13 protein-coding genes are annotated in these 13,964 nt (G+C 42.8%); all 13 read left to right on the top strand.

Translation table 11 applies throughout. The features are described 5' to 3' along the window. Positions 1–32 precede the first annotated feature (32 nt). The 13 genes from SRRS_RS20245 (at position 33) to SRRS_RS20185 (ending at position 13,846) form a co-directional block, all read left to right on the top strand. Positions 33–914 (top strand): lysophospholipid acyltransferase family protein, encoded by an 882-nt coding sequence (locus SRRS_RS20245; protein ID WP_371363088.1) that lies wholly within the window; start codon positions 33–35, stop codon positions 912–914. Further along, positions 911–1,474 (top strand): LPS export ABC transporter periplasmic protein LptC, encoded by a 564-nt coding sequence (gene lptC / locus SRRS_RS20240; protein WP_371363086.1) that lies wholly within the window; start codon positions 911–913, stop codon positions 1,472–1,474. Before SRRS_RS20245 ends, lptC begins: the two co-directional genes overlap by 4 nt. Beyond that, positions 1,474–2,223 carry an LptA/OstA family protein gene (locus SRRS_RS20235; protein WP_371363085.1) on the top strand — a complete coding sequence of 250 codons (750 nt, stop codon included), beginning with the start codon at positions 1,474–1,476 and terminating at the stop codon, positions 2,221–2,223. The genes lptC and SRRS_RS20235 overlap by 1 nt, the downstream gene beginning before the upstream one ends. 32 nt (positions 2,224–2,255) lie before the next feature. After that, complete coding sequence (lptB, locus tag SRRS_RS20230; RefSeq protein ID WP_371363083.1) at positions 2,256–2,975, top strand: LPS export ABC transporter ATP-binding protein; 720 nt, start codon at positions 2,256–2,258, stop codon at positions 2,973–2,975. A 23-nt stretch (positions 2,976–2,998) separates the two neighbouring features. Then, positions 2,999–4,087, top strand: coding sequence for an LptF/LptG family permease (locus SRRS_RS20225; protein ID WP_371363081.1), 1,089 nt, complete (start codon positions 2,999–3,001; stop codon positions 4,085–4,087). A gap of 18 nt (positions 4,088–4,105) precedes the next feature. After that, the gene (locus SRRS_RS20220) at positions 4,106–5,380 is read left to right on the top strand and encodes a DUF3084 domain-containing protein (protein WP_371363079.1); all 1,275 of its coding nucleotides are present in this window, start codon (positions 4,106–4,108) and stop codon (positions 5,378–5,380) included. 381 nt (positions 5,381–5,761) lie between these two features. Continuing rightward, complete coding sequence (locus SRRS_RS20215) at positions 5,762–6,964, top strand: S-layer homology domain-containing protein (RefSeq protein ID WP_371363077.1); 1,203 nt, start codon at positions 5,762–5,764, stop codon at positions 6,962–6,964. A gap of 180 nt (positions 6,965–7,144) precedes the next feature. After that, entirely contained in the window at positions 7,145–7,546 is a 402-nt protein-coding gene (gene tnpA / locus SRRS_RS20210) for an IS200/IS605 family transposase (RefSeq protein WP_371363075.1), read from the top strand. Continuing rightward, positions 7,543–8,667 (top strand): RNA-guided endonuclease TnpB family protein, encoded by a 1,125-nt coding sequence (locus tag SRRS_RS20205; RefSeq protein ID WP_371363074.1) that lies wholly within the window; start codon positions 7,543–7,545, stop codon positions 8,665–8,667. The genes tnpA and SRRS_RS20205 overlap by 4 nt, the downstream gene beginning before the upstream one ends. A 188-nt stretch (positions 8,668–8,855) precedes the next feature. Continuing rightward, complete coding sequence (locus SRRS_RS20200) at positions 8,856–9,269, top strand: pre-16S rRNA-processing nuclease YqgF (protein ID WP_371363072.1); 414 nt, start codon at positions 8,856–8,858, stop codon at positions 9,267–9,269. Between the two features lie 399 nt (positions 9,270–9,668). Further along, the gene (locus tag SRRS_RS20195; RefSeq protein ID WP_371363071.1) at positions 9,669–10,955 is read left to right on the top strand and encodes an S-layer homology domain-containing protein; all 1,287 of its coding nucleotides are present in this window, start codon (positions 9,669–9,671) and stop codon (positions 10,953–10,955) included. A gap of 446 nt (positions 10,956–11,401) precedes the next feature. Then, positions 11,402–12,679 carry an S-layer homology domain-containing protein gene (locus tag SRRS_RS20190; protein WP_371363069.1) on the top strand — a complete coding sequence of 426 codons (1,278 nt, stop codon included), beginning with the start codon at positions 11,402–11,404 and terminating at the stop codon, positions 12,677–12,679. A 237-nt stretch (positions 12,680–12,916) separates the two neighbouring features. After that, positions 12,917–13,846, top strand: coding sequence for a hypothetical protein (locus SRRS_RS20185; RefSeq protein ID WP_371363068.1), 930 nt, complete (start codon positions 12,917–12,919; stop codon positions 13,844–13,846). Positions 13,847–13,964: the final 118 nt, after the last annotated feature.

Genomic DNA, 13,964 nt, shown 5'->3' with positions numbered 1-13,964 from the left:
TTACTTGACGATTAGAGGAAAGGAGCAGGCACGTGTCAAATAACTGGCAATATCATATATTCAAACTTGCAAGCCGCTTCGTGTGCCTGCTGCCACGTTCAGCCATACTATCTGTTGGCAAAATATTAGGATGTATATACTATCGGGTAGCTGCCAAACAGCGAGAACGTGCCCTAAGACAAATTCGTGAACGGCTGGGGCTAACAGCAACTGCCGCCGAAATGACAATTAAAAACTCATTTATTAAACTGGCGCAAATGTTTTTAGAAGTACTATATTCACCGGCGTTAACCAAAGACAAGCTGGAGACCTATGTGACTATTGAAAACAAGCATTACCTTACCGAGGCCCTGTCCGAGCAAAAAGGTATTGTCTTTGTTACAGGACATCTCGGCAACTGGGAATGGTTTGGCGCAGCGTTGGCCATGGCAGGATTTCCTGTTACTGACATTGTTAAACGACAGCCCAATGATCAGCATACCCGCCTTTTAAATGAGTACCGGCAACTGTTTGGTATTGAGGTTTACGCCAGTGGTACAAGTGAAATCATTGGAGCGGCTAAGGCCTTAAAAAAGGGTAAACTGCTTGCCTTTTTTGCTGATGGGGATGCCGGTAATGAAGGTGTATTTGTAGAGTTTTTGGGGAAACCGGCATCAACACATTTAGGTCCGGCTATTTTTGCCCGAAAATTTAAATCCCCGGTAGTACCCGGCTTTATAACCCGTAATCCGGATGGGACTCACCGGATTATAATTGGGCCGCCGTTTTACTTCGAAGACACCGGCAATTCAGAAGCCGATCTATATAAATTTACTGAACGCATAACCAGAATCATTGAAGAGGCTGTCAAAGCCAATCCTGATGAATGGGTCTGGTTTAAAAAGCGCTGGAATACTGAGGTGAAGGCTCCTTGAATAAAACGGCATACTTGAGTATTGCCTGTATCTTACTGCTTCTTACCGGGGGACTTTATTATTTTTTCCGGGAAGAGCCGCCTCTGCCGAATATTACTCCGGCAAACCAACAGGCAGCGGCACCGACATCGTCGAACCTAACCTTTGCCGGGTCTTCCATTGTTGAAGAAAAAAACGGTAAAAAGGTATGGGAGTTGAATGCCGAATCCATTGAGGCCGATCCCGCCGGCAAGATAGTATATCTTAAAAAAATTAAAGGTGTTTTTTATCAGGATAAAGGCGACACCTTAGATATTGTTGCCCAGGAAGGTGTTCTTGATACCAAGACACATGATATAACCCTACAAGGAGATATCAAAGCCACCTCCAGTGATGGTGCAGTATTTACTGCTCCACAGGGTATATATAATGAACAGAGTAAAATCTTCACCGGAACAGGCGGGATAACTCTGACAAAGGGTGATACCGTTATTTCGGGTGATAAGATTGACGCCGATGCGAGCATGGAAAAAGTAAAAATCCAAGGTAATGCAAAGGTAGTAACAGGAGGTAAAAATTAATGAAGAAATGTGTCCTATACCGGCAGGCACTGCTTGTCATGGTTACAGCCATAACTATTACTACCGGTAGTTTTTACGCTTTTGCTGCCGCACCGCAGGCGCAACCGAAAAAGCCTGTTGAACTTGTTGCTGATACGATTGATTATGATGCCAAACAGGGTATTATTAATGCTACCGGTACTGTACGCATAACCCAGGGTGAGGCAGTGATTACAGGTGCCAAAGCCGAATATAACACCAAGAGTCAGGAAGGACGAATTACTGGCGGTGTTACCGCTGTTAACCAGGATGCTACCCTGACAGCGGCAGAGGTGCAAACTTATAAGAATAATACCTACCTTGTCGCTTTGGGCGATGCGGTATTGACCAAAGGCGAAAACCGTGTAACCGGTCCTAAGGTAGAGTATTTTTCCGATACCCAGTACGCATTAGTTCCCCAGGACGGCAGAGTGGAAATGCCTGATGGCACCATGACAGCGGATAAAATTGAGGCCTTCCTCAAAGAAAATAGCGCTACAGGCACCGGCTCCGTGCATTTAGTCAGCCCTACCCGTAAATTGGACGCTACTTCCGATACGGCTACCTATTATGGCGAACCTAAAGGGCAAAGCAAAGTCATCTTACATGGCAATGCCCGTGCCATTCAGGACGGTAATGTTCTTACCGGCGAAACGTTGACTTTACGTCTGGATGAAAAGGCCATAGATTCCAAGGGCGGTCGCAGTAAGCTAGTGATAACTCCGCAATAAACTCAACTTAAAATATAGCGAGGATGTTTGCTATGTATATCGAAACACGTGATTTAGTAAAAACCTTCAAAAACCGTAATGTAGTTGACGGCGTCAGCCTGCGTGTCGATCAAGGTCAAATTGTCGGCTTGCTCGGCGCCAACGGCGCCGGTAAGACAACGACCTTTTATATGATCGTTGGCTTAGAAACACCGAACAGCGGTAAAATTTATATTAACGGCGAAGACATAACCGGTTTGCCGATGTACAAGCGTTCTCAGTACGGAATCGGGTATTTGCCGCAGGAAGCATCGATTTTCCGCAAACTATCGGTAGAAGACAACTTGATGGCGATTCTGGAGACGACCAGGCTGAATCCGGCTGAACGCAAAGACAAAATGAACAGTCTACTGGAAGAATTCCACGTAACGCATGTGCGTCAGCGTAAAGGCTCGGAACTGTCAGGGGGCGAACGCCGGCGGGTAGAAATTGCCAGAGCACTGGCAACAGATCCGGCTTTTATCCTGTTGGACGAGCCGTTTGCCGGGGTAGATCCAATTGCGGTTGCCGATATCCAAGCCATAATTGCCTATCTTAAAGAACGCGGGATAGGGATCTTGATTACCGACCACAATGTCCGTGAAACCCTGAGTATTGTAGATAAAGCCTATATTCTTAATGAAGGACAAATTCTCATCGACGGTGATAGTGCTACCATTGCCAACAGCGAAATTGCCAAGAAGAATTACCTGGGTCAGAACTTTACAATGTAACTACTACAAAGTAGGAGAAATTAATGCGCATACTTGACAAATATATTCTTAAAGAGATGTTAGGGCCGTTTCTATTTGGTGTTGCCGCTTTCTCCAGCCTGTTTATCGGCACAAACATTCTTTTTACGCTGACAAAATTTATAACACAACAGGGTGCAGCAACAATTACTATCGCCAAATTGTTTTTTTATAGTCTGCCCAGGGTTATTGTAGTAACCTTTCCGATGGCGATGCTGCTGGCTTCCCTTTTGGCCTTTAGCCGCTTGTCAGGTAACAGTGAGATAACGGCCATGAGATCAGGCGGGCAGAGTTTTTACCGTCTGGCTGTTCCGGTGTTTATTGCCGCGTTTATGGTTAGTGCGGTGGCCGTTGTTTTTAACGAAACAGTTGTGCCTGCTTCTCATTCTGCCTATACTCAAATTGTGCGCTACGAGATCGAAAAAAATACACAATCAGTAGAACAAAAGAACATTGTTATCAAAGAAATTAAACAGGGCGAAATGGAACGGCTGACATATGCGCAGAACTTTATCCAGGATGCTAATGTTATGAATAAAGTGGCCGTACAGGAGTTTCAAGAAGGGCAGCTGGTGCGTGTACAAAACGCAGAAAAAGCTGTTTGGGAAAATGGGCACTGGAAAATGTATGATGGTACGATTACTAATCTTACTCCCGATGGAAAAGTAGAACGCACCATAAATTTCGCCGAAGAAATTCTGCCTGTTGAAAAAAATCCTGAAAGCATCGCACGGGAACAAAAAGATGAGAATGATATGACGATGCGAGAACTCAGACAGCATATTGCCGTACTCAAACGGGAATATGTGTCGGCAGAATTTTATGAGGTCGAACTTTATCAGCGGGTTGCCATACCCATGGCCAGCTTTGTTTTTGCCATGATCGGTACTCCCCTGGGTTTGGCGCCGCATCGTTCCAGTTCTTCTATCGGCTTGGGATTAAGTATCATTATCATCTTTATTTACTATATTTTGTTGACAATAACAACAGCATTAGGGCAGGGGGGAGCTGTTCCCCCGCTGCTAGCCGCCTGGATGCCTAACATAATTGGTGTTATAGCCGGCATATATTTAGTGTACAGGGCTTCACGCTAGAAGGGAGGGAGAACTTCTATGGATGGCTTGGCGCTTCTTGCTATTCTTGCAATTATGGGCGGGGCCATTGCCTATATTGGTGATAAACTGGGAACCAAAGTAGGTAAAAAAAAGCTTAGCATATTTGGGCTTCGGCCTAAACATACGTCCATTATTGTCACCATTGTAACAGGAATTCTTATTTCTGCTACAACACTCGGCATTATGACGGCGGTTTCCTGGGATGTGCGAACCGCACTATTCGGTATGGAAGAGCTCAAAGCGGAACTGTTATCCCTGAATAATGAAGTTAAATCAAAGACTACCGAACTGGAAGCAAGTCGCGCTGCATTGGAAACTAAAAACGCCGAATATGCTGCAATCAGTGCCAAAATAAAAGAAACCTCTGAACGTTTAGCACGTAGTGTAGCTGAACTTAACGAAGTAATAGCCGAGCGGGATCGCACAGTTGCCGCGTTAAGCGAGTTGCAACTTAATTATTCTCAGGCTCAACAAGATCTGGCAAAGTACCAGGCCGATATTAGGACCCTCCAAAAAACGAAAGCAGAACTTGATAAAAGAATTACCGGGCTTAACAGCCAGATCAGCGAATTAACTACTGCCAAGGCGACTCTTCAAAGCGACGTTGACCGCCTAAACGAATTGACTGCCAACTTAAAAAAAGGTCTGCAAATAGTCAAAGAGGGTACCGTAATTCTCCGCACAGGTGAAGTACTATCTACTTCGGTGGTACATGGTGGACGCTCTACTGTAGAGACTACGAAGGAACTATCGCAGGTAATCTATAATACCAACCAAAGTATACTTGATAAACTGCAGGTAACAGATAAAAAACTGGAAATACTTTGGATTGCCCAATCCGAATTCGATCAAGCGGTAAACTTGATTTCCGGAACCAATCAAGAAGTTATTGTCCGCATATCAACAGTGGGTAATACCGTCTATGGTGAGCCGGTTATTGGCCGGATAGAATTATTTCCTAACTATCTTGTGTACAATAAAGGTGATGTTATATACAGCGAAACCTTTACCCTGCCCAGGGATGGATCCGATGCTGAGCCAACGGTTATTGGTTTCCTGCAAAAAGTAAATACCGCCGCCGTATCCCAAGGCATTTTGCCTGACCCCATTCAAGGCACAGTAGGCAGCATGAGTATGGCGCAGCTGTCTGATACAATCAATAAGGTTAGACGGCAGTCCGGTAAAGTAGAGTTAATTGCGGTCGCGAGTGACGATACTTTTACTGCCGGACCACTGAAAATTGAGATACGAATAAAAGGTCCAAATGATTAGTAATATAACACCTAAGAATCCTGTTTTTGCAGCAGGATTCTTTTTTTTATTCAAATAATACCAAAATTGGTAAAACATTATGTTAATAAAATAATCGATCGTCTATATGAATATTAATATATAAATAATCTAGTAAAATAAGGGGTTTATGGCAAAAAGTACATAGGGAAAAAGGGCGAAAAATGCTTGTAGCTGGAACATAATTATGTTAACATAAGAGTGCGGAATGCGGCAGGTGCGTATCGAGAGAAGCCCTGCAGAGAGGAAGGAAAGATGAGGAAACGTGGCAACTCACTCAGTACCTTCCCCCTTGAACGGGTAAACTTCCGGTGCACCGGTAGCAACCCGCGAAATTAAAAATTTTCAAGGGGGATATCTTTAATGAACAAGAGACTTCTTAAAGTTGCTGTAACTACTGCTCTTACTGTAGCTTTTGCTGTTCCGGCATTTGCTAACCCTTTCACCGACGTTCCCGCTAAACACTGGGCTTATGACGCTGTAAATAAACTGGCTCAAGCCGGTGTGGTAAGCGGCTTTGGTGATGGCACTTTCAAAGGTGACAAAACTGTTTCCCGTTACGAAATGGCTTCCATAGTTGCTGCTGCAATGCAAAAAAACCTTAACAACGACCAAAAACAACTCGTTGACCAATTATCCAAAGAGTTTGCCACAGAATTGAACAGCATGGGCATCAAAGTGGATGATCTTAACAAAAAAGTTGACAACATGGTTAAAATCTCCGGTGACGCTCGTGTACGTTATTTCAATGCTGATGATCAGAAAGACTATACCGACTACCGCGCTCGTGTAAGCTTTGATGGCAAAATAAACGACAATATGAAATTCAATGCTCGTCTCTCGAGTGGTAGTGCATTAACTGACGACAAAGCTGCCTCCATTTCTATGGATACTGCCAATGTTACCTTTAATGCTCTCGGTTTGAGCAACACCATTGGTCGTCAGGATGTTAAACTTGGTTCCGGTTATCTGTTAGATGCTCAAATGAACGGTGTTGCCACCAATGTTAGCGGCCTGAAATTATTTGCTGGTAATGCATCTTCCAACGCAAAAGTTGATACTACCAGTGCTTATGCTAATGGTAATACTGCTGCTGCCACTGTATGGAATAAAGTATATGGCGCTGAATACAGCACTAACATTATGGGCGCTAAATTAACTGCTGATTACCTAAAAGATAATACCAGCCAAGATCAATTCTATGGCGCTAACGCTGGTTTCAAACTCGTGGATGGTGTAACTGCTAACGTTGAATACTTCAAAAATAACGGCGATAACAAAAACGATGCTGCTGCTAAAGCCTATGGCATCAAACTCAACAAACTTGGTCTGGCTGCAACCTATCGTGATGTAGACGCTAACGCTGTTACTCCATTCAGCACTATGTTTACAAGCACTAACGGTCAATACTCCGAACTGAAAGACGGCTTCAAAGGTATGGAGTATCAATATGACAAAGCTCTTGATAAAAATGCTGTTCTTACTGTTAAATATCAAGACTTTGAAACAAAAGACGGCACTAAACTTCCTGCACGCACTAGCGCCGCTGTTAACGTTAAATTCTAAAGCCTCATTCCGCAATTGTAAGGACGCCTTCGGGCGTCCTTTTTGTTTTTAACCTCGTGCGGCAAGAAGTCTCCCCCCCTCTTTAGGTGGGGGATGAATTGCCGCTATTTGTTTTGTTCTTGTCTCCAGAATATTGCCATGATATAATCAGTAATATAGTTATACATGGCGGTGAATACTATGGAATTAGACAATAATAATCATTCAGTCTTCTTAATGTACTATCACCTCGTTTTTGTTGTAAAATATCGCCGAAAAGTAATTGATGATAAAATTTCCAACCGTCTCAAAGAAATATTTGAGTATATTGAACCAACTTACAACATTACTTTGCAGGAATGGAACCACGACAGAGACCACGTACATATTCTGTTCAAAGCGCAACCAAACAGTGAACTATCAAAGTTCATCAATGCCTATAAAAGCGCATCCTCGCGTCTAATCAAGAAAGAATATCCTGTAATCAAAAGATCCTTATGGAAAGAATATTTCTGGTCGAGAAGTTTTTGTCTGCTTACAACAGGTGGCGCACCGATTGAAGTTGTCAAGCGTTACATCGAAAGTCAAGGTGAGAAGATATGAATAAGGCTTACAAGTACCGCATATACCCTGCCCCTGAACAGGAAATTCTTATCAATAAAACCTTTGGATGTGTGCGGTTTATCTATAACAAGATGCTTGCAAATCGCAAAGAGGTTTATGAGCAATTCAAAGATGATAAAGAAGCTATGAAACAGCAGAAGTATTTACTTCCAGCGGACTTCAAGAAAGAATTTGAGTGGCTAAAAGAAGTCGATAGTCTGGCTTTAGCTAATGCTCAGCTAAATTTGCAGACCGCCTACAAGAAATTCTTTAGGGATAAGTCAGTAGGCTTTCCGAAATTCAAAAGCAAACACTATAACAGAAAATCATATACCACGAACAATCAAAACGGTACAATTCGACTTATTGACAGCAAAACAATACGATTCCCAAAACTAAAGGATGTACGGATTAAGCTTCACCGTCAACTACCGAAGGAAGCAGTTATAAAGTCTGCAACCATCAGCAAAACACCTACAGGCAAATATTATATTTCCATACTAGTTGAGTATGAGTCCGACATAGAGCCAGTAATACCAACGCCAGAAGCGGTACTTGGTTTGGATTATTCATCAAAATCATTGTTTGTCGATAGCCAAGCAAACAATGCCGATTATCCAAAGTTCTACCGCAAGGCGGAGGAAAGGCTAAAGAAAGCACAGCGCAAACTATCCAAACGTCAAAAAGGTAGCAAAAATCGTGATAAGCAACGCCGTAAAGTGGCTAAACTCCACGAAAAAGTAGCCAATCAGCGAAAAGACTTCTTGCATAAACTGTCTAGGCAGATAGCCAATGCCCATACAGCCGTTGCAGTCGAAGACTTAAATATGCGAGGTATGGCACAAAGTCTCAATCTGGCAAAGTCCACTAATGACAACGGCTTTGGCATGTTCAAAACATTTCTGGCGTACAAGCTTACAGAACGAGGAAAACAGCTAGTCACGATAAACAAGTGGTTTCCGTCTAGTAAAAAGTGTAGGTTCTGCAACAATGAAAACAAAGAACTGACCCTATCAGATAGAACGTGGACTTGTAGTTATTGCGGAGCAGAATTAGACCGCGATATAAACGCCGCTATCAATATCAGAAATGAAGGCTGTCGAATACTCGGCATAGCCTAATAAATGCATAGAACCGTTGGGCAAACGGAGATAGCTTGGTAATTATACTGGCGTTAGCTGGTACGTCCCAAGAAGCCCCCATCTCTAAGCGTTAGTGTAGGTGGTGGGAGTATGTCACCCTATAAATGTGATATCCTTTAAGTAAGAAATCTTTCTAGTGTAAGGAGAAGCTGAGAGGAGAGGTCAAAGTGCGGGAAGAGATTGTTGTAGCAATCGACCCAGGCCGGGAAAAATGCGGTATCGCCGTAGTACATAGAGCACGAGGGGTAATGGATAAAACTATCATTGCAACCGCTGAGTTAGTTAAGGTTGTTACTTCTCTTGTTACGACCTACAAGGTAACTACTGCCGTAATTGGGGATCGCACTACCTCCCATACCGCCCAGACTGCTCTTGCCGGAATCAAGCTAAACGGAGAAAATATAGCGATCATTCCTGTCAATGAACACCGCTCTACTGACGAAGCCCGTAAACGTTATTGGAATGAGCATCCGCCTACCGGTTTAAAACGGTTGATTCCTACTACTATGCAAGTTCCACCAGGTCCTGTAGATGATTATGTCGCCGTGATCCTGGCGGAACGCTATTTTGCCGGACAATGAAATGATTGATATAAGCGCCAAATTAAAAATAAGCCGCTAATTATTGTAGTGGCATACTTCCGACACTTTAAGGACGCCGTAGGGCGTTCTTTTTGTATTTTCATATGCAGCGATTTTAAAAAGTGGAACCTTTTATGGGGATCCGGCATATAGTTAGAGTGTTGGAAGAAATTTTGTCACCTTATCCAAAATAAGCATAAAATTTGCCGAAAAGAATAGATATGTAGAGGCATAAGACTACAAGTTCGCTAAAATATGCAATCTTTTACGCCTTAAATACAATAGGCGTTAAGATATGAGCGGCGAACCCGGGAAGAGGATTTGAGGAAACATGGCCACTCAGATAGTCTCTTCTTAGGTAAGTGCTCAAAAAACAAAAACCTAAGGGGGAAAAACACAATGAAAAAGCAAACATCTTTGGCTCTGGCAGCGGTATTTGCTATGAGCGTAGCAGGAACTGCCCTGGCTGCTCCTGCCAATCCTTTCGTTGACGTACCTGCAAAGCACTGGGCCTATGACTCCATTAACAAACTTGCTCAGGCCGGTGTAATCTCCGGCTATGGCGACGGCAGCTTTAAAGGCGACAAAACGCTTACCCGTTATGAAGCTGCCGTACTAGTAGGCAAAGCTATGGCTAACAGCGACAAAGCTGATGCTGAAACCAAGAAAACCATCGAAGCTCTGAAGGCTGAATTCGGTTCCGAACTGTCTAATCTCGGTGTTCGTGTCGACAACCTGGAGAAAAACGCGTCCAAAATTAAATTTACCGGCGAAGTCCGGGTTCGCTATGATTACCAGGACAAGAAAGATAATGACAAATTTGATGGCACGAACGAGCGCACTCGCCTGCGTTTAAACATGGATGCTAAAGTTGCTGATAACGTTAACTTCCATGGCCGTTATGAAGCCGAATCGCAGTTTGGTAATAGCGACAATGCCAATGAATCCCGCCTGACTCAAGCTTATATTGATGGTAAAATCGGCGAAGTTGGCTATAGCCTCGGCCGTCAGCCTGTTTGGCTGGGGCAAGGCATGATTGCCGATATTTCCGGTAATTCCGACGGCCTGTTTTTAAATGGCGGTAATAAGGTCAAAATTGGTGCAGGTGCTTTTAAAAGGAGCGGAGATGATTACGAGAATAAACACTATGATTTGAACTTTGTCGCCGGCAACATCTCGGCAGATCTAAATAAGAATTTCAACCTAACTGCATCTTACCTTAAGGATGACGCAGATAAAACTATTTATAAGACAACTGCATTTGGTGTGAAGTATAAAGGAATCAAAAATCTCACCGTAACCGGTGAATATGCTTCAAATGACTCTGATTATGCCAAGAATAGTGACTATCACGCCGGTGATGCAGCCAAAGCCTGGATGGCTCAGCTTAAATATCGCGGTGCCAAGCAGGATAACATCGGATCCTATGGGGTATGGCTGGGTTACAGAAATGCAGATCAATATTTTGATCCTGGGGAGCTGACTACTCTTACCAGTGGCAGATTCGCTGATAGAAGCTATGGCATGCTTGACAATGTTAAGGGGCCTGAATTCGGGGTTGAGTATACACTCTTTAAAAACGGAATTCTGACAGTTCAGTATAATGATCTGGAACTGAAAGATTCAAAACCCGATGCTAACAAAGATAAGAAAAGTCTCGTTGGTTATTTAACCTATACTTTCTAAATATATTGTGTAACAAGCACGGACGTCTTCGGACGTCCTTTTTTTATCCTGTAGAAAGTATAACTTTCGCCTGGATAAGGGCAACATCGACTTCCGCTTTCGCCAAAGGCTCGGCGCAAGCCGTGTTTTCTTTATGAATTTTAAATATGCGATGTGATCATTTTATGGGCCGTAAAATTGGATGTGTGATTCCATTTTATTAAAAATTTATCTTTTTTGTTAAAAAAATTTAATCCAAAAGAAGGATATTGGTTGCAAATATAGAATAGACTATATAGTCAACAAGAAAATATTGTTAAATTAATGGTCTTTACGCCAGCTTCACAGGCAGGCGCTAAGATATATGAGTACATACCAAGGAAGAGATTTTGAGGAAACATGGTCACTCAGATCGACTCTTCTTAGGTAAATGCTCAAAAAACAAAAACCTAAGGGGGAAAAACACAATGAAAAGACAAACAGCTATGGCTCTGGCAGCAGTATTTGCTATGAGCGTAGCAGGAACTGCTCTGGCTGCTCCTGCTAATCCTTTCGTCGACGTGCCTGCAAAACACTGGGCGTATGACTCCATCAACAAGCTCGCTCAGGCTGGCGTAATCTCCGGCTATGGCGACGGCACCTTCAAAGGCGACAAAACCCTTACCCGTTATGAAGTTGCTGTATTAGTAGGTAAAGCAATGGCTAACAGCGACAAAGCTGACGCTGAAGCTAAGAAAACTATCGAAGCTCTAAAAGCTGAATTCGGTTCCGAACTGAACAACCTTGGCGTTCGTGTTGACAACCTTGAGAAAAACGCTTCAAAAATTAAATTTACCGGTGAAGTTCGTGAGCGTTATGAGCTTTCTAAAGATAAAGCTTCAGGCGATAAAAACTACGACCAGTTGCGCGTTCGCTTGTTCATGACTGCACCTGTTGCTGATAATGTAACATTTAAAGGCCGTTTACAAAGCCAGTCGCAATGGGGTACTAGTGCAGGTACTGCTGCTGCTCCTGATTTTCAGTCAAAAGATACAAATGAAGCTAAACTTGATCAAGCTTACATCTTTGGTAAGGTTGCAGGCTTAGATTACAGCTTTGGTCGTCAGCCTATTTGGCTCGGTCAAGGTTTAATTGCTGATACCTCAGCTAACAACGATGGTTTACTGCTTACTGCCGGTAAAGATGTTAGAGTTACTGCAGGTGCTTTCAAAAAAGGCGATCTTAATTTTACATTAGGCAATATTGGCTTCAAGTTATCTGATAACCTAAATGTAACTGCTTCTTACCTCGCAGACGATAAAGACGGTACTGCTAACCTATATGACACTACTGCTGCTGGTTTAAAATATACTGGTCTGAAGAATTTTACTATCAGCGGTGAATACGGCAAAAACGATTCTGACTATGCTAAAGCACAAAATTCAAACGACGCATCAAAAGCTTGGATGGGCAAGATAAAATACCGTGGTGCTAATGGTCAAAAAGCTAACTCCTACGGCCTTTGGGTTGGCTACAGAAGCGCAGAAGCTGGCTTTGACAATAAATCTCTGAGTACTCTCGACATCACCGATCAGGCAGATACCAACCTGAAGAGACTGGACAATATTAAAGGTATGGAATATGGCTTTGACTATGCATTGTTCAAAAATGGCATATTGACTCTTCAGTACAACGATATGGAATCAAAAGACGGAGCTAAAACCGATAAGAAAAACTTCATTGCTCAGTTGGTTTACTCATTCTAATTAAAAGTAACGAAATCCCGCTAACATAGTTAGCGGGATTTTTTTTGAGTGGGCCAGAAGTAGCTTCTTTATGAGTCAATATGAGTCAAGAGGCGGTTCCTTGCTCATTCATTCAAACATTGAAATAGTTTCTTGTACTCGAAAAAATTCAATGTGTCTAGTACACTCTTTAGGCAGGATAATCAATCCTCCTTGAAGAATTATTCCAATAGTATAACTCGTCAAGGAGGATTCTAAATGTTCAACAAAAAAACTACAGCGCTAATCATAAGCATGATTTTGATGATTTCGGCATTTGCCGTTCCGGTTTCAGCCCAATCAGCCAATGACCTTACCGTAATCGGCAAGCTGGGGGTAGTTGAGAAAGCCATTTATGGAGTAGCGCAAACAGGGGCATTAACGGATAGAGTAACCAGAGTTGAGGAAGACGTATATGGAAATGCAACCCATGAAGCTTTATTACCGCGGGTGGATAAGCTTTATACATATGTTCTTGAAACAACAGAACAAGCACCATCGGTAATTACAAAACTTAACGCAGTTGAATGGTCACTAACCCATAGGGTAAGTGATAGCGCGATAAAAGCCAGAGTCGAGAATCTTGAAAAAGCCATGAGTGGTAATCCGTCAACAGGTTCCTTAAATGAGCGGTTGGGAAAACTGCTGGAGCTCGCATATTCCGGAGGACAGATTGAAGTAGTCAGCTCAGTCATTACCAAGGATTCTCTTATTAAAATTAAGACCCTTTCTACCTTGAACAGTAAACAAAGCCGGGTAGGAGATAGTGTAGCCTTGGGAGTAGCCGAGGATGTTTATATTGGTGGAGTACTTGTTCTTCCAAAAGGCGCAACCGGGACAGGTAAGATTGTAAAAGTAACTCCTGCAAAAAACTTTGGCCGTGATGCCAAATTGGAGATATCGTTTGATAATGTTATTGCTACTGATGGTACAACAGTAAATACTTTTATGGGTGAAAAAGCAAAACAAGAAACCCAGTCTATGGCCAAAGCAGCCGGAGCTAGTGTTGCCGGTATGGTGGTACTTGGACCTGTAGGTGTCATTGGTGGTGCTTTCGTTAGCGGTAAAGATGTTAATATTCCTATTGGCAGCCAGATGTACATACAAACCAAAGAAGATGTTGAAGTTTATGGGATTAGAGTAAAATAATTAGGGAAAATCATAGAAGAAGCCGCTGTTGCGGCTTTTTCTACTTTTTACCGAGAAAAACATGCAGGAAAGAAGGATATGTTGTAGAATATTTTATGATACCCGTAATGGGCGAATT

Source organism: Sporomusa rhizae (assembly GCF_041428845.1).
GTDB classification, from domain to species: Bacteria; Bacillota; Negativicutes; order Sporomusales; family Sporomusaceae; genus Sporomusa; species Sporomusa rhizae.
Note: the sequence above shows the minus strand (reverse complement) of the source record. Positions and strands in the feature narration are given on the sequence as shown.